Below are 16,674 nucleotides of genomic sequence, written 5' to 3' on the forward strand. Positions count from 1 at the left end.
TGCGACCGCGCCGGCGTCTTATAAATCGTCGCCGGTCGGCATCGCCTCGCCCATCTCCCACGCCGACAGCGACGCGATCGAGGCGCGCCCGCCCTTCGCGACCGCCGAAACGCCGACCGCGTCGTCGCGGGTCGGGTACACTCGGCTCGTCAGGCAGTGCCGTTCGTTGGCGTAGATCTCGACCACGGAGCGGTCGAGGAACACCCGCAGCGAGAGCGGTTCGTCGTACGGCGGCACCGACATCGACTGCGTGTCGGCGAAGGCGCTCGGATCGTCGCTCGACGGCGCGCGGTCGACCGACAGCGTCCCGTCTCGCTCGTATCGGATCGGCGTGTGTTCGGCGCGGTCGGGCGTCTCGAACACCGACAGCTCGACCGCGTCCGCGTCGTCGAGCGCGATCTCGACGTCGACCTCGATCGTCGCTCCCTCGACGTCGAGTCGACGCCTGTCGTCCGGCCCGAGCGCGAGGTCGCGTGCGTCCGCGATCCGTTCGGTTCGGAGCTCGGTCACCTCGTCGGCCGGTCGCTGGCGAACTCCCCCGTCCGGCCCGGTCTCGATGACGCGCGGAAGCGACAGCGCGCCGGACCACCCGGCGTCCCACTGCGCCTCGACGTCGCGGGCCTCCGGGAGCCATCCCCACGTGAGGGTGCGGTCGCCGTCGGTGTCGCTCGCGCCGTCGTCGCCGTTCGCGTTCTCACCGTCCACCCCCCGGCCGTCGCCGTCGCCGCGGTCCGTCAGCGACTGCGGCGCGTAGAAGTCGCCGTGATCGAGCAGCCCCTCGGACTCGACCGTGAACGCGTCGTTTTCGAACCGCCCGAGGAAGTAGACGACGTTCTCGTAGTCGGAGACGTGCAGGAGCCGACGGTCGCCCAGATCGAGCAGCTCGGGGCATTCCCAGACCGCACCCGCGTCCGGGCCGCCGGAGAGCAGCGCGCCCTCGTAGGTCCACTCGGTGAGCGTCTGGGAGGTGTACAACAGCGCCGCGCCGCCGCCGTCTTCGAGCCCGGTTCCGACGAGGTGGTACCAGCGACCGTTCTCGCGCCAGACGTTGTGGTCCCGGAACTCGGCGCGCCAGTGCTCGGTCGCGAGGACGTCGAGGTCGGCCGGTGGGGAGGCGATCACGGGGTTGCCCTCGTACTTGTCCCACGTTCGGAGGTCGGGATCAGCGGTCGTCGCGAGACACGGGAGCTGATCGCGACCGCTCCCGCCCGTGTACAGCAGGGTCGCGGTCCCGTCGTCGTCGACCGCACAGCCGGACCAGCAGCCGTCGCGGTCGGGGCCGTCGGGAGAAGGTGAGAGCGCGACGGGCTCGTCGCGCCACGTGACGAGGTCGTCGCTGACGGCGTGGCCCCAGTGGATCGTGTTGTGGAACGGTCCGGCCGGGTTGTACTGGTAAAAGACGTGGTAGCTCCCGTTCCACCGGATCAACCCGTTCGGGTCGTTTAACCAGTTGGCTGGGGGCGTGAGGTGGTAGGCGGGACGGCCGCCGACACGGTCTTCGCCGCTCTCGGCGACCCGGTCACGGAGTCTGCGCATGGCCTCGCCTGTCGTCGGTCGCTCGGGGATCGCGGTCCCGTGCGCGAGGCTTCGGAGGCAACCAGCGACGAGTCGGTCTCGGGTCGCCGCGAGCGCGTCGGCGGCGCGGGCGTCGGGAGCCGGCGCGTCGCCGAAGCAAACCGGTGCGCCGAGGCCGAGGACCGCACCGTCGCCGACGGTCCACGAGACGGCCGTCATCTCGCCCGGTACCTCGGTCTCGCCGCGGACGGTCGAGGCGAGCACCTCACCGCGCTCGGGGACGACGCGCTCGTACCTGATTGCCGGTACGACGCCGTGCGAGCGTAGCGGATGGCGCAGTCCGTCGAGGGCGTCGACCGCGGGGTGGTCGGCGTACAGCGACCGCCACAGGACGCCCGTCGGCTCCGAGAGCGCCTCTTCGCCGACGCAGTCGGGCGGGACCGATTCGATCGAGAGGCTGTCGACCGAGGCCATCGCCCGGAGCGTCAAGAGGAGGCCGCCGCCGTCGGCGAGAAACGACTCGATCGCAGGGGCGGCGTCGCCGAGCGGGTCGCCTCCCGAGCGCGGCGCGGCGCGGTGCCACCAGAGGACGTCGAACCGGTGGAGCGTCTCCGCGCTGTCGCCCACTCCGGGTCCGGGATACGATTCGCCGAGGGATGTCTCGCGGTCGGCGTCTATCGGCGCGTCTATCGGCGCGTCGACACCGGCGTCGCTCGCATCGGCTTCCGCCGGAATCCGGGTCTTCGCGTCCGACTCCGTCGCAGAGAGCAGATCGAGCGGGACCACCTCGACCGCGACCCCGTCCTGTGCGTCGAGCCACTCGACGACCGCGCGCTGCTCGGCGGACGGGTCGCCAGCGGTGAGCACGCCGACGCGGAACGACAGCTCCGTCATAGCGTGACTCACTCGTTACCGAGTCAAAACCGTGTCGTCCGCGACGAGGTTCTCAGGGGTAACCCCTACCGGGCACGTTCGCGGGGGATCCGGCGGCAGGGTTTTTAGCGTTCGAGGGGAATATGTTCGCATGAGCACCGAAACGGTCGAATCGGGGAGCGACCCGGCGATCGAGGTAACCGTCGACGCCGCAGAGGAGGCGCTGTCGCTGCTGGACGGCGAAGGACTCGACACGGACGAGGCCGGACTGCGACTATTCGTCCAGCAAGGCGGCTGTGCGGGTCTCTCGTACGGGATGCGGTTCGATACCGAGCCGGAGGAGGACGACCTCGTCGTCGAGCACCACGGGCTTCGGGTGTTCGTCGACCCCGCGAGCCGGAACTACATCGGCGGGAGCCGACTCGACTACGAGCGCGGCCTGCAGGCCGCCGGGTTCGAGGTGGAGAATCCGAACGTCGTCTCCGAGTGCGGCTGCGGCGAGTCGTTCCGAACGTAACGTTTCGCGGGTATCGACTCCACGACCCCGCCACGCGTCGACGGCTCCGCGCCCCCTCCCTCCACCGCTCCGCCTCTTTTTAAGTCGTTCCGACGGCTACGGTCCCCTATGAGTCTCGACGCAGCGACGACGGCCGACGGCGAGCAGGTGTACACCGACCGATCGCTCGTCGAGCGGGGAGCCGAGGGTCCCTTTTACGTCGTGTTCGCGGACGCCGACGGTGCGGACCGCTGGGGGTTTCGCTGCGGGAACTGCGACTCGTTCGACACCGCGATGGACACGATGGGGCGGATCCAGTGCACCGAGTGCGGGAACCTCCGGAAGCCCGACGAGTGGGACGCCGCCCACGAGTGACCGCCGAGGGAGACGAGGAGGTCCGGTGACGACCGGGGCTCCGACGCTCCGGAATCGTGAGAAAGTTTAACACAGAAGACGACCAACGGTCGAGTAGATGGCCCCTGCGAGCATCCCACCGACGACGGAGGCCAGAAACGTCTTTCGCGAGCTCGGATACACCGTCTCAGAAGGCGGACGCGAGTTCGTCGCGGAACGCAAGTGGCGGCGCGTGCTCGTGACCGTACTGTGTCTGGAGAACGACGACCTCGACCCGTATCTCGCCGACGGCGGCGACGCTCCGCGGCTCCGTTGTTTCGTCACGTGGCGCGAGCGAGCCGGAGAGCTTCGCGACCAACTCGTCTCGCGGAAACCTCCCTACGACTGGGCGGTGATCGGCATCGAGGCCGACGGTGAAGACTTCGCCGTGATGGAAGGCGCGCCGGGCAGTCCCTGAGTCGTCGACGCCGGTCCCTCGTCCCCATCGCCTCCTTTTATATCACCGTGCGTCCAATCAACACGCGACATGGTGTTCAAGAAAATCACGCTGATCGGGACGAGCGATGAGAGCTTCGACGCGGCCGCCGACGAGGCGATCGACCGCGCCGAGGACACTCTGGAGAACGTGTACTGGGCCGAGGTCAAGGAGTTCGGGGTCGAGATCAAGAACGCTCCCGAGCGAGAGTATCAGGCGGAAGTCGAGGTCGCGTTCGAGTTGGAAGACTGAGCGGTGCGCGTATCGTCGAGCGGCGTCGAGCGTCAAGCGTCGGTTTCGGTTTCGGACTTTTAAAGAGATGAGAAAACTGGGAGCTTCTCAGCCGCTCGGAGGCGCACGCCTCCGCGCTGTTTGTTTACAAATACTCGCCGAGCCGCCCACCTATTTATCTGTCCGATGCCACGGATCGCCAATGACTGCGTCACGCGCGCCGGCGGAGCCCGAGGTTCGGGAGTTCGAGACGACGGTCGACTCGATCGAGGGACGCGAGGTCGTCTTGGACGAGACGTACTTCTACGCGGAGTCCGGCGGGCAACCCGCCGACCGCGGCACGATAGACGGGATCCTCGTCGACGACGTGATCGAGCGCGACGGCCGCGTAGTGCACGTCCTCGACGACGAGCCGCCCGCGTCGCTCGCGAGCGGCGAGCCCGTCACGGGGATCGTCGACGACGCGTTCCGGACGTACTGCACCCGGGCGCACACGGCCTCGCACGTCCTCTACGGGGCGGCCCGTCGCACGTGCGAGGACCTCGGGTACGCCGGGTTCGACATCAATCCCGAGAAGGTCCGCGTCGACCTGACCACCGCGGAGCCGCTCGACGACGCCGACCTCGTGGAACTGGAGCGGCTCGCGAACCGGGCCGTCTGGGACTCGCTCCCCGTCTCGTGGGAGACGCTGCCCGAGGCGGAGGCCCGCGCCGTCGACGGCATCGCGTTCAACACGAAAACCGAGGAGGGAGCGATGAGCGGGAGCGAGGCGGTCCGCGTCGTGTCGGTCGGCGGGCGCGGCGCGAGCGACGGGGAGCAAAGCGTGAAGGGAGACGGGGAGCGGGCGCAGCCGTGGGACGTCGCGGCCTGCGGCGGCACCCACGTCCGGAACACCGCCGAGATCGGTCCGATCTCCGTACTGGACCGCTCGAACCCCGGCGAGGGCGTGACCCGGGTCGAGTTCGCGGTCGGCCCGACGGCGATCGACCACGGGGCGGCGGTCCACACCGCGGCGCGCGCCGCGGCGACGACCCTCGACACCCGGATCGGCGAGCTCCCGGAGGCGATCGACCGGCTCCGCGAGGCGAACGATCGACTCGAAGCGGACCTCCGCGCGACCACGACGAACCTGCTCGAGGCCCGCATCCGCGAATTCCCGCGAACCGAGTCGGCGGGGGCGACGTGGGCGGTCGGCACGGTCGCCGACGCGGACCCGAACGACCTCCGCGAACCGGCGGACCGAGTGTTGTCGGAGCCCGACGCGCCGGACGCGATCGCGGCGATCGGGAGAGGAGACGCCCCGTTCGTGGTCGTCGCGGTCGCCGACCAAGACGCGGGGGCCGACGCCGGAGACGTCGTCGAGGCGGTCACCGCCGAGTTCGGCGGGGGCGGGGGCGGCGGCCCGACGTTCGCGCAGGGCGGCGGACTGGACGCGGACGCCGACGCCGTCGCGGCGTGGCTCCGCGACCGATGACCGGGAAGCTCGGTCCCGACGCGCTCGCAGAGGTGCTCGCGGCGACGGGCGCGGCCGATCCCGCCGTCGAAGTGGGTCCCGCGTACGGCGAGGACGCCGCCGCGATCGACCTCGGGGACGCGGCGTCGACGCTCGTGGTCGCCGCGGACCCGCTGTCGCTGGCGGCCGAGGCGGTCGGCGAGCTCGCGGTCCACGTCGCCTGCAACGACGTCGCCGCGAGCGGGGCGGACCCGCGGTGGCTCACGCACACCCTCTTCCTGCCCGACGACGACCCGGCGCGCCGCCGGACCGTCACCGAGCAGGTCGACGAGACCGCCGACGCGCTCGGCGTGTCGATCGTCGGCGGCCACACGGAGGTGTTGCCGTCGCTGGAGCGACCGCTCTGTTCGATGACCGCGCTCGGGACCACCGACCGGTTCGTGTCGAGCGGCGGGGCCGAGCCGGGCGACCGGCTCCTGTTGACGAAGGGTGCCGGCATCGAAGCGACCGCGATCCTCGCGACCGACTTCCGAGAGGCCTGTGTGGACGCCGGCGTTTCCGAAGACACGCTCGACGCCGCCGCCGCGTTCCTCGACGAGGTGAGCGTCGTTCCCGACGCGGCCGCGGTCAGGGACGCCGCCAACGCGATGCACGACCCCACCGAGGGCGGACTGCTGACCGCCTTGGTCGAGACGGCGGCCGCGAGCGGGACCGTCCTCTCGGTCGAGCGCGATCGCGTCCCGGTTCGACCCGAGACAGCGGCCTGCTGTGACGCGCTCGGGGTCGATCCGCTGGCGACGTTCGGCTCCGGTGCGCTGCTCGCGGCGGTCCCCCCTGAACGGGTTACGGAGGCGACCGACGCGCTGGCGGCGGCCGGTGTCGACGTCGGCGACATCGGCGAGGTTCGGGCAGGAGTCGAGGACGACGACGGCGACGACGGCGACGCGGGGACCGCGGCCGACCCCGGCACTGTTTTGCTCGACGGCGACCGGATCGACGAGGCACCGCGCGACGAGTTGTACCCGCTCTGGGAGAGGGCGTAAGCCCCTCCCCGATCGCTCACCTTTTTCCGTGTGAGATCGAACGCTACCGTATGACTGGCGCACGCGTCGGCTCGTCGCTCACCGACGAACAGGAGGCGATCCGCGAGCTCGTCCGGGAGTTCGCGGCCGAGGAGGTCCGGCCCGGAGCCGGGGCGGCCGACGAGACGGAGACGTTCCCGGAGGACGTGTGGGACGGGCTCGCCGAGCTCGGACTGACCGGACTCACGGTCCCCGAGGAGTACGGCGGCTTCGACGCCGACGCGACGACGTACGCGGTCGTCAACGAGGAGCTGGCGCACGGCCACCTCGCCGTCGCGACGGCGCTGTCGGTCCACTGTCTCGCCACCTCGTGTCTCGCCGAGTTCGGCAGCGAGGCTCAGCGAGAGCGCTGGCTCCCGGAGATGGCGGCCGACGGGCGGCCGGTCGGCATGTTCTGTCTCTCGGAGCCGCACGCCGGTTCGAACCCGGCCGAGATGTCGACGACCGCCGAGTACGACCCGGAAACGGACGAGTACGTCCTCAACGGCGAGAAGCAGTGGATCACGAACGGACGGCGCGGCGGCGTCGCGATCGTCTTCGCGAAGGCCGTCCGTCCGGGGGGCGAGGCGAACGGGGGCGACGCCGGCGGCGACGACGCCGGAGCGATCACGCAGTTCCTCGTCCCCGCCGACACGGACGGATTCGCGGTCGGCAAAAAGGAGGAGAAGCTCGGCCTGCGGGCGTCGGACACGACCGCCGTCTCCTTCGACGACTGCCGGATCCCCGCGGAGAACCGACTCACCGAGGAGGGTCGCGGGCTCTCGGCCGCGTTCCGAACGCTTACCGGCGGACGGATCGGGATCGCGGCGCAGGCGGTCGGCGTCGCGCAGGCCGCCCTCGACGAGGCGAAAACGTACGCGACGGAGCGGGAGCAGTTCGGCGAGCCGATCGCGGCGATCCAGACGATCCGGCACAAGCTCGCCGAGATGGCGACCGACGTGGCCGGTGCGCGCCTGCTCGTCCGCGAGGCGTGTCGGCAGGCCGAAGCGGGCGAGGACAACCGCGTCGCGGCCTCGCAGGCGAAGCTGCGCGCCAGCGAGACCGCGATGTCGGTGACGAACGAGGCGGTCCAGATCCACGGCGGCTACGGCTACACCACCGATTTCGACGTCGAGCGGCTCTACCGCGACGCGAAGATCACGGAGATCTACGAGGGGACGAGCGAGATACAGAAGACGATCATCGCGCGGGGGGTGTTGGGAAGTCAATGAGCGACTCGAACGACTCCGGCGGGGCGACGCCCGCACCGGCGGACCCGACCGCGACGGACGGGGGCGTCCCCGACCCCGCGGCCTACGACGCCGTCGTCTACGACCTCGACGGTACCCTCGTCGAACTGGTCGTCGACTGGGAGGCGGTCGCGGAGTCGGTGCTAGGGGTGTACACCGACCACGCGGTCAAGCCGCCGACGAGCGATCTGTGGGGGCTGCTCGAATCGGCGGACGACTACGGGATCGGCCAGCCGGTCGAGGAGGCGATCGCGCTCCACGAGCGGTCGGGCGCACGCGATTCAACCATTCTCCCGCTCGGTGAGCGGCTGATCGCGGCGAGCACCCGAGCGGCGGAAAACGAATCGGCCTCCGGACGGCCGTCGGTCGGCGTCTGTTCGCTCAACTGCGAGGAGGCGTGCCGGATCGCAGTCGAGACCCACGGGCTCGATGCCGCGATCGACGGGGACGCGGTCGTCGGCCGAGACACGGTCGAGAGCCACAAGCCGGAGCCGGAATCGTTGCTCGCGGCGATCGACCGCCTCGGCGCGTCGCCCGAGCACGCGCTGTTCGTCGGCGACTCCGAGCGGGACGCGGTCGCGGCCGAGCGCGCTGGCGTCGACTACGCGTGGGCGTCGGAGCTGCTCGGCCGCTGAGCGCGCTGCGGCTCGTCGCGTCGGCCAGTTACGCCTCGCGATTGTCGCCGTCGGGGGATCCGTCGGAATCCTCAACCGTTGATCCGCCGTCGCCGGCCTCGGTCCGTTTCGCGTAGAGCGCCACGACCACGGCGGTGAGAAACCAGATCGGGGCGCCGACTCGGATCGCGAAGGCCGCGCGCGCGCCCCACGTGTCGAGGGTGACGAACACGGACAGCACCGCGACGATCGGCGCGCCGACGAGGATGGTGACGACGAACGTCGTCTGCATCACCCACCCGTAGTCGACCCCTTCGTAGTCGGCCCGCTCGACAGGTTGCACGACCAGTGCTGGGTCGCGAGCGACCAAATCGGTGGCGGTCCGGCTGCCGCGACAACCGAACCTCCCGAACCGCTTACCGAGACGGAGAATTCCGGATCCGGTCGACTTTAAGCGCTCGCACGGGTGATTTCGGGTATGACCACGACGCGGGGACTCCGGGACCGCGAGGAACCGATCACGATGCTGACCGCCTACGACGCCCCCACGGCCGCCGTCGTCGACGAGGCGGGGATCGATATCGTGCTTATCGGCGACAGCATGGGTAACGCCGTCTTAGGCTACGACTCCACGCTTCCCGTCACGATGGCGGAGGTGAAGAGCCGGACCGCGGCGGTCGCCCGCGCGACCGAGGACGCGCTCGTCGTCGCCGACATGCCGTTCCTCTCGTTCGGCGTCGACGAGGCGGAGTCAGTGCGAAACGCCGGCGAACTGCTGAAGGAGGCCGACGCCGACGCGGTGAAGATCGAGAGCGGCTCCCACACCGTGGAGACGACGCGGCGGATGACCGACGTGGGGATCCCGGTGATGGCGCATCTCGGGCTGACGCCCCAGCACGTCAACCAGCTCGGCGGATACACCCGACAGGGGACCGAGCAAGATGCCGCAGAGGAGATAATCGACCTCGCTGGCGCGCACGCGGAGGCGGGCGCGTTCGCGCTCGTCTTGGAACACGTTCCGGCGAACCTCGCGGGCGCAGTCACCGAGGCACTCGATATCCCGACTATCGGGATCGGGGCCGGTCCTGACTGCGACGGACAGGTACTCGTGATCAACGACGCCGTCGGGCTCGGTGAGTGGTCGCCGCCGTTCTCTCGACAGTTCGGTGATGTCCGCGGCGAGATGCTCGATGCGGTGACGGCGTACCGGAAGGCGGTGAGGAGCGGCGATTTCCCGACCGACGAGCACTCGCACGTCGAATCTGCGCTTGAGAATTTGTACTGAGCGGCATCTATCGTATCGTCGATACAAGCGCGCTGACGTGGGGCGGTCAGTACAGGAACAGCAGCGATTGACGACGGGAGCGGGTGTTATAGTACGTTGGAGCCGTTGGTTATCTGTGATTGAGTCGTGTTGCTGGCGGCTGTTTATAAGCGATCGACCGCTCTCCGGTGAACGGCTTCAAAGCCCCAGCCGCACCTCCCGGAAGACGGTCCTGCTCGCTCACTTCGTTCGCTGCGCGGGCTGCGACTTCCGTGTTCCCGCTCGTTCCACTCGCGAGACCGCAACCGCAGGCGCACGCCACCGCACCGCTGTTATAACGGATCGTTGCTGTCTCTCATAGCCATTTCGATGCTGTATCACTGCCCACGAACTGCAACACTCACTCCCGACAGCTACCGCTTCCGCGTCCGTACACCGTCGGAAAAATCGCGTCGTCAGCCGCTCGTTACCGACGCTGGCTCGTCGCGTCTAACACTCCGACCAGCCGCACGACTCGCACGTCTTGCAGCCTTCAGAGTAGTAGAGGCTCAGGCTCCCGCACTCGGGACACTCGGGCGACTCGCCCGCCTCGATCAGGTCCTGCATCGCGTCGTCCGCGCCGTCGGCGTCGCCGGTCGCTGCCGATCCGGTTCCGTTCGCGTCCGGGGTGTCAGTCGCCGTACCGGCGTCGACCGCTGCGCCGCCATCGGTCTGGCTCGCCGACTCTCCAGCGAGGTCTCGCTCGACGTCGTCGAGGCTCTGCTGCTGGGGAATCCCCTTGTCGACGTCGTCGTCGAGGTAGCGACGGAGCGCGGTGCCGATCGCGTCCGGGATCGACTGAATCTGCTCGCCCTTGTCCCAGGCGACCTTCGGGCTCCGGGTGCCCTGTAGCTCGTCGACGATCTCCTCGGGGTCGACGCCCGAGCGGAGCGCCGTCGAGATGACCTTCGCGAGCGCCTCCGTGAAGGAGTTAGTGTAGCCGCCGGAGTGGCCGATGTTCGCGAACAGCTCGAACGGCCGACCGTTCTCGTCCTCGTTGATGGTGACGTACAGCTTGCCGTAGCCCGTCTCGACGCGCTGGGTGACGCCCGACAGCGAGTCGGGACGCGGGCTGCGTTCGCTGTAGTCGATCCGCGGCTGCTCGCTGGCCTCCAAGAGGTCCGCGATCTCCGTGTCGATCGCCGCCTGCACGTCCTCGTTGTCGAGGAACGCCTCGATGCCGCCGAACACCTCGGCGATCTGCTCGACGATCGTCTCGGCCGCCTCGCTCTCGTCCGCGAACTCCGTGTTCTTCGCGCGCGTCGTGAGCACCTGCTTCGAGCGGGTGCCGTCGCGGTAGACCGTGACGCCCTTGCCGCCGTGGTCGTAGATGTAGCGGTACACCGCTTCCATCTCCTCGGCGGTGGCGTCGTTCGGGAAGTTACACGTCTTCGAGATGGCGGAGTCGACGCCCTGTTGGCAGGCGCACTGGACCGACGCGTGCTGCTTGCCGGAGAGGTCGCCGGTGACGACGAACAGCTCGCCGATGGCGTCCGGCACCGTCTCCAAGCCGTCGACGCCGTCGAACTCGTTCGCGGCCATCTGCTCTTGTGCCTCCTGCTTGACCGCGTCGACGTCGATGTCGTTCTCCTCTAAGGTGCGCAGGAAGTAGTCGTCGAACTCGACGAGCATCTCGTCGCCCTGCACGTCGTCGGAGACGTTCTTGTAGTAGGCGACGTTGTAGATGGGCTCACAGCCGCCCGTCGTGTTGCCGATCATCGACGTCGTGCCCGTGGGCGCGATCGTCGTCGTGTTGTGGTTGCGGATCGGGAACCCGTCTTCCCACTCGTCGGCGTCGAGTCCGGTGTAGTGTTCGAACCAGTCGCGGTACTCCGTGGGGTTCGCGTACTTCGAGTCCTCCCAGTCGTTGAACGGCCCGCGCTCCGCCGCGAGCTCGTGAGAGCTCTGCTTCGACGCGTGGTTGATGTGCGTCATCAGCTGGCGGGCGACCTCGTTGCCCTCCTCGGTGCCGTACTGGATCCCGAGCTGAATGTACAGCTGGGCGAGCCCCATGATTCCCAGCCCGATCTTCCGCATGTCGCGGACCTTCTCTTCGATCTTCTCGACCGGGAAGTCCGACATCGTGACCACGTTCTCTAAGAACCGGGTGCCGTAGTCGATCCGCTCGTCGAACTCCTCGAAGTCGATCGCCTCCTCGAGGAACGCCGACATCGCCGCCTCCTGTGAGTCGTACTCCTCGGCGTGCTCAGCGGACCAGACGCGCCAGTCGGGCGCGTCCTGCGCCGCGAGCGTCGAGAGGTTGATGTGACCGAGGTTACAGGCCTCGTACTCCTCCAACGGCTGTTCACCGCAGGGGTTCGTTGCAAGGATCCGGTGGTCCGGGTGTTTCTCGGTGTCGAACGAGTGTTCCTTGTTCACCCGTTCGAGGTAGATGACGCCCGGCTCGCCGTTCTCGTGGGCGCCCTCGATCATGTCGTCCCAGAGTTCCTGTGCGGGGATCGAGAGGACCTCGCCGACCTCGACGTGCTCGCCGAGGCCGAACATGTCGTAGATCTCCTTCGTCTCGGGCGTCGCGACGTGCGGCTCCTCCGTGCGCGGGTTGGTGAAGACGAACTCCTCGTCGTTGTACAGCGCCTCCATGAAGTCGTCGGTGACGCCGACGCTGATGTTGAAGTTCGAGAGGTGGCCCTCGACGGCGTTCCGGAGGTGTTCGGGCACCTTTCCGTCCTCGTCGATGAGTTCGCGCGCCTCTTCGAGGGCGTCCGCGAAGGAGTTGTGCGTGAAGTCGTCGGGGTCGTTGAGCCGCAGCGAGTGGGCTAAGGAGACGTCCTTGTTCTTCGAGTGGATGAACTGGATGACGTCCGGATGCGAGACGCGCATGACGCCCATCTGGGCACCGCGGCGCGCGCCGCCCTGTGCGATCGTCTCGCACATCTGGTCGAACGTCCGCATGAACGTGATCGGCCCGGAGGCGATACCGCCGGTCGAGCCGACGGAGTCGCCGTAGGGGCGGAGCTTCCAGAAGGCGTACCCCATGCCGCCGCCGGACTGGAACACCTCGGCCGCCTCCTTGGCGGTCTGGTGGATGTCCGTGATGTCGTCGGCGGGGGAGTCGACGAAGCAGGCGGAGAGCTGCTGGAGCTCGTCGCCGGCGTTCATCAGGGTCGGCGAGTTCGGCATAAAGGAGAGCTGTTCCATTCCCTCGCGGAACCGGTCCGCGGTCGCTTCGACGTGGTCGCGGACGCTCTCGGGGAGATCGGGCACGATGGTGTCGTACGCGAACTTATTGACGTTCTCCTCCGTGAGCGTCGTCTCACTGTCGTCGTCGACACTCGTTCCGGTACCAAACACGTCCGCGGCGAGCTCCTCGCGCCGCGGGTGATCGGGTTTCAACTGATCGGGAGTGACGGTGACTTCGACGCCCTGCTTGTCGGCCTCGAAGACGGCCTCCGCGAGCGCGACGTTCCGCGCGACGCGGTCGAACAGCTCCTCGGGGTTCTCGATCGGCTCGCCGTCGGCGTCCTTTCGGAGGTAGCGCGCGGGGAGAATGTTGTGATAGGCGTTGGCGGTGAGTCGCTCCTCCATCGTCTCGCCCGTGGTGCGTTTGATCGGCAGTTCGAGTTCGTCAGCGGCGACGCCGTCGCTGCTCATTCGACGGCTACCTCGCTGGGTTGGCGTGAAATATGGATCATCTGTTGTGTTGGTGTACTGGCGAGGCGGGCCCTTGTACGTTCGGATATCCGGGCCCGACCACTCCAATGTGTTCGATTCGTTATACAAGTTCGTTCCGCGCGTCTGACGCTGGGTTTCGGTACGTCGGAAACGATCGGGCTCCGGACACATAAGCGTAGCCAGACCGGAGTGAAACTGATCTGAAACCGAAAAAACCGCATCAATGAAGCTCCTTCCCACTGGAACAGAAGGGGGGTTATTTGATGAATATATTCGCGGTATCGACGGCCGTCGCCGCTCTTGGGGCCGCTCGAGGGTGATCGATCGTCGGGCTTCGCTGCAGTTCTTGCCACGAACCTATCAGAATCAGATAACCGATCGGCCGACCTCACTCCCACAAGCTTATGCCCGGCCTCGTCGTGGCCTCAGACATGACTGCCTCGCTCGCCGCGATCGCATCGTCGCTCCCGCTCCAGGCCGGGCTCTTGGGCACGCAGGCGGGACAGTTGCTCGTCGCGCTCCTCGCCGTCGCCCTCGTCATCATCGTCGGCAAGTTCGTGTTGAAGCTCGCGTGGCGGCTCGTCACGATCGGTATCGTCATCGTGGCGGCCTTCTTCCTGCTCTCGACACTGGGACTGATTTGAAAACACCGCGGCGTCTCGGTCACCTGACCCGCGTTCCGCCTACTGGAACGCGGCTCCCGGTTCGGCCTCCGTGCGGTCGACCTCCGACCGCTTGAACTGCTTTTCGATCTCCTCGTAGCGCTCGCGCGTCTCGGGGGTGACGCTCGGATTCACCTCGTCTAAGGCGTCCTCGAAGTGGGCCATCGTCACGCGGACGTTCCCGACGGACTCGCCGATCTCCTCACGCGACACGCTGGCGATGAACTCTCGGGAGGCGTTCATCGACGCCTCGCGGGTGACCGCCTCGATGTCGGCGCCGACGTACCCGTCAGTTTTCCGGGCCAGCGCGTCGAGGTCCACGTCGTCGGCCAGCGGCTTGTTCCGGGTGTGGACGTCGAGGATCTTCCGGCGCGCCTCCTCGTCCGGTACGGGCACGTGCACGTGGCGGTCGAGTCGGCCGGGCCGGAGCAGCGCCGAGTCGATCAGGTCCGGACGGTTCGTCGTCGCGATGACGACCACGTCCTCCAGCGATTCGAGCCCGTCGAGCTCCGTCAGCAGCTGGGAGACGACGCGCTCGCCGACGCCGGAGTCACCGGAGTTCTTGCCGCGCTCGGTCGCGATCGAGTCGATCTCGTCGAAGAACACGATCGTCGGCGCGTTCTCGCGGGCCTTGCTGAACACCTCGCGGACGCCCTTCTCGGACTCGCCCACGAACTTGTTGAGCAGCTCGGGCCCCTTGATCGAGATGAAGTTCGACTCCGCCTCGTTGGCGACGGCCTTCGCGAGCAGGGTCTTCCCCGTGCCCGGCGGCCCGTACATCAGGACGCCCTTCGCGGCCTGCATGTCGAGCTCCTCGAACACTTCCGGGTACTCCAGCGGCCACTGGATCGTCTCGCGGAGACGCTCTTTGGTGTCTTCCAGCCCGCCGACGTCGTTCCACGTGACGTCGGGAACCTCGACGAACACCTCCCGCAACGCGGAGGGCTCGATCCCCTTTATCGCCTCCTTGAAGTCGTTCTCGGTGACCTGGATGGCGTTCAGCACGTCGGCGTCGATCTCCTCGCTTTCGAGATCGAGCTCGGGGCGAATGCGCCGCAGCGCGTGCATCGCCGACTCCTTCGCGAGCGACTCCAGGTCGGCCCCGACGAAGCCGTGCGTGTTCTCCGCGTACTCGTCGAGGTCGATCTCGTCGACCAGCGGCATGTTCCGGGTGTGGACCTGCAGGATCTCCTTGCGGCCGTCGCGGTCGGGGACCCCGACCTCGATCTCGCGGTCGAATCGCCCACCGCGCCGGAGCGCGGGATCGATCGCGTCGACGCGGTTGGTCGCGCCGATGACGACGACCTGGCCGCGGTCCTCCAGTCCGTCCATGAGCGAGAGCAACTGCGCCACGACCCGACGTTCGACGTCGCCCCCGGCCTCTTCGCGCTTGGGTGCGATGGAGTCGAGCTCGTCCATGAAGATGATCGCGGGCGACGCTTCCGACGCCTCCTCGAACACCTCACGGAGCTGTTCTTCGCTCTCACCGTAGTACTTCGACATGATCTCCGGGCCGGAGATCGTGTGGAAGCTGGCGTCGATCTCGTTGGCGACGGCCTTCGCGATCAGCGTCTTCCCGGTGCCCGGCGGCCCGTGGAGGAGGACGCCCTGCGGCGGGTCGATCCCGAGCCGCTTGAACAGCTCCGGGTGCCGCATGGGCAGCTCGATCATCTCGCGGACCTGTTCGAGCTCGTCGTCGAGTCCGCCGATGTCCTCGTAGGTAATGTCGGGGGCGTCTTCGCTGGCGTCGCCGCCGGCGCCCGACCCGCTGACGATCTCCTCGGCAGGCTTCTCCGAGATGGAGATCTCCGTCGCGTCCGTGACGACGACCGTCCCGGACGGGGCCGTCTCGGCGATCTTCACGGGGACCGCCTGCTCCTGTCCGCCGCCGCCCATGAGGCCGAAACCGAAGGGGACGCGGATCGTCTGCCCCTCGGTGATCGGCTGACCGGCGAGCTTGTCGCGGAGGAACCGTCCCACGTCGCCGCGCACGCCGAGCCGCTGGGGGAGTGCGATGGTGACCTGGTCCGCCGGGTTCACTTCGACGGATTCGACGGTCACTTTGTCGTCGATACCGACGCTCGCCTCCTGGCGGAGTTTCCCGTCGATCCGGATGACGCCGCTGCCGTCGTCCTCTGGGTATCCGGGCCAGACGCGGGCGATAGCGGCACCGCTCTGTCCCTCGACGCGGATGAAGTCGCCGCCCGAGAGGTCGAGCTCCTCGGCGGCGACCCGGTCGATCGCCGCGAGGCGACGACCGGCGTCCTTCTGTTTTAAGGGTCTAACGGTGAGTTTCATCGGCTCCCCTCGATCGTGACCACGCCGTTTTCGATCACGACGCTGTCGGCCGCGCTCGGGAGTTCGAACTCCGACTCGACCGGCTCGCCGTCGCCCTCGACGACGACGATGGCCGTGTCGCCGATGGTGTCGACGCTGGCGTTCTCGGCGTCGGCGCCCAGATCGGCGGCGACGACCCACCCGTCCTCGTAGTCGTACCGGCGGAGCAACGCGCCGTCGCCGGACGATCGGGTCTGATTGAGATTCATGCTAACTACAAGTTAGGCGCCAAAGTATTTAAACCCATCGCAGAAAATCGCAAGATGATATAAAAGATCGAAATAGTGGTAGTGTTGCGGTTCAGGGTCGATCGCGCTCCAGTTCCTCTGATCGTTTCTCGCGAGCGGGCGATGGTTGAGCACGCCGGCCGCGGTCGGCGTCGCCGGACGTTTATACCCAATCCGCGAGAGGTGCGCC

At 68.0% G+C, this 16,674-nt stretch carries 15 protein-coding genes; 10 read left to right on the forward strand and 5 right to left on the reverse strand.

Going from position 1 to position 16,674, the window contains the following annotated elements:
- Window positions 1–18: 18 nt before the first annotated feature.
- On the reverse strand, window positions 19–2,409 hold the full coding sequence (locus ACNSN4_RS10385; protein WP_418285741.1) for a glycoside hydrolase family 32 protein: 2,391 nt from the start codon (window positions 2,407–2,409) through the stop codon (window positions 19–21).
- Between the two features lie 130 nt (window positions 2,410–2,539).
- Between ACNSN4_RS10385 and ACNSN4_RS10390 the strand changes: the two genes are divergently transcribed.
- The 8 genes from ACNSN4_RS10390 to ACNSN4_RS10425 all read left to right on the forward strand — a co-directional run bounded on the left by ACNSN4_RS10390 (window position 2,540) and on the right by ACNSN4_RS10425 (window position 8,343).
- On the forward strand, window positions 2,540–2,905 hold the full coding sequence (locus ACNSN4_RS10390) for a HesB/IscA family protein (RefSeq protein ID WP_418285742.1): 366 nt from the start codon (window positions 2,540–2,542) through the stop codon (window positions 2,903–2,905).
- Between the two features lie 108 nt (window positions 2,906–3,013).
- Complete coding sequence (locus tag ACNSN4_RS10395) at window positions 3,014–3,259, forward strand: DUF5816 domain-containing protein (RefSeq protein WP_418285743.1); 246 nt, start codon at window positions 3,014–3,016, stop codon at window positions 3,257–3,259.
- Window positions 3,260–3,356: 97 nt separating this feature from the next.
- The gene (locus tag ACNSN4_RS10400) at window positions 3,357–3,695 is read left to right on the forward strand and encodes a DUF7116 family protein (protein ID WP_418285744.1); all 339 of its coding nucleotides are present in this window, start codon (window positions 3,357–3,359) and stop codon (window positions 3,693–3,695) included.
- Between the two features lie 69 nt (window positions 3,696–3,764).
- A complete protein-coding gene (locus ACNSN4_RS10405) occupies window positions 3,765–3,965 on the forward strand; it encodes a dodecin (RefSeq protein ID WP_418285745.1) in 201 nt (66 codons plus the stop codon).
- 181 nt (window positions 3,966–4,146) lie between these two features.
- A complete protein-coding gene (locus ACNSN4_RS10410; protein WP_418285746.1) occupies window positions 4,147–5,418 on the forward strand; it encodes an alanyl-tRNA editing protein in 1,272 nt (423 codons plus the stop codon).
- A complete protein-coding gene (locus ACNSN4_RS10415) occupies window positions 5,415–6,440 on the forward strand; it encodes an AIR synthase family protein (RefSeq protein ID WP_418285747.1) in 1,026 nt (341 codons plus the stop codon). The genes ACNSN4_RS10410 and ACNSN4_RS10415 overlap by 4 nt, the downstream gene beginning before the upstream one ends.
- 50 nt (window positions 6,441–6,490) lie before the next feature.
- The gene (locus ACNSN4_RS10420; RefSeq protein ID WP_418285748.1) at window positions 6,491–7,690 is read left to right on the forward strand and encodes an acyl-CoA dehydrogenase family protein; all 1,200 of its coding nucleotides are present in this window, start codon (window positions 6,491–6,493) and stop codon (window positions 7,688–7,690) included.
- Window positions 7,687–8,343, forward strand: a complete 657-nt coding sequence (locus tag ACNSN4_RS10425; protein ID WP_418285749.1) for an HAD family hydrolase — start codon at window positions 7,687–7,689, stop codon at window positions 8,341–8,343. Before ACNSN4_RS10420 ends, ACNSN4_RS10425 begins: the two co-directional genes overlap by 4 nt.
- 28 nt (window positions 8,344–8,371) lie before the next feature.
- Here ACNSN4_RS10425 and ACNSN4_RS10430 read toward each other — a convergent pair whose 3' ends face one another.
- Entirely contained in the window at window positions 8,372–8,665 is a 294-nt protein-coding gene (locus tag ACNSN4_RS10430; RefSeq protein ID WP_418285750.1) for a DUF5822 domain-containing protein, read from the reverse strand.
- Window positions 8,666–8,800: 135 nt separating this feature from the next.
- On the opposite strand from ACNSN4_RS10430, the gene panB reads away from it, so the two are divergent.
- The gene (panB, locus tag ACNSN4_RS10435) at window positions 8,801–9,607 is read left to right on the forward strand and encodes a 3-methyl-2-oxobutanoate hydroxymethyltransferase (protein WP_418285751.1); all 807 of its coding nucleotides are present in this window, start codon (window positions 8,801–8,803) and stop codon (window positions 9,605–9,607) included.
- A gap of 468 nt (window positions 9,608–10,075) precedes the next feature.
- Here the strand turns inward: panB and ACNSN4_RS10440 are convergent, their stop codons facing one another.
- Window positions 10,076–13,237, reverse strand: coding sequence for an adenosylcobalamin-dependent ribonucleoside-diphosphate reductase (locus ACNSN4_RS10440; RefSeq protein ID WP_418285752.1), 3,162 nt, complete (start codon window positions 13,235–13,237; stop codon window positions 10,076–10,078).
- Between the two features lie 425 nt (window positions 13,238–13,662).
- Between ACNSN4_RS10440 and ACNSN4_RS10445 the strand changes: the two genes are divergently transcribed.
- The gene (locus ACNSN4_RS10445) at window positions 13,663–13,902 is read left to right on the forward strand and encodes a DUF8029 family protein (protein WP_418285753.1); all 240 of its coding nucleotides are present in this window, start codon (window positions 13,663–13,665) and stop codon (window positions 13,900–13,902) included.
- 39 nt (window positions 13,903–13,941) lie between these two features.
- On the opposite strand, the gene ACNSN4_RS10450 is transcribed toward ACNSN4_RS10445, so the two are convergent.
- On the reverse strand, window positions 13,942–16,218 hold the full coding sequence (locus ACNSN4_RS10450) for a CDC48 family AAA ATPase (RefSeq protein WP_418285754.1): 2,277 nt from the start codon (window positions 16,216–16,218) through the stop codon (window positions 13,942–13,944).
- Complete coding sequence (locus ACNSN4_RS10455; RefSeq protein ID WP_418285755.1) at window positions 16,215–16,466, reverse strand: DUF7127 family protein; 252 nt, start codon at window positions 16,464–16,466, stop codon at window positions 16,215–16,217. Before ACNSN4_RS10455 ends, ACNSN4_RS10450 begins: the two co-directional genes overlap by 4 nt.
- Window positions 16,467–16,674: the final 208 nt, after the last annotated feature.

This window comes from Halorubrum marinum, assembly GCF_048381195.1.
GTDB lineage: Archaea > Halobacteriota > Halobacteria > Halobacteriales > Haloferacaceae > Halorubrum.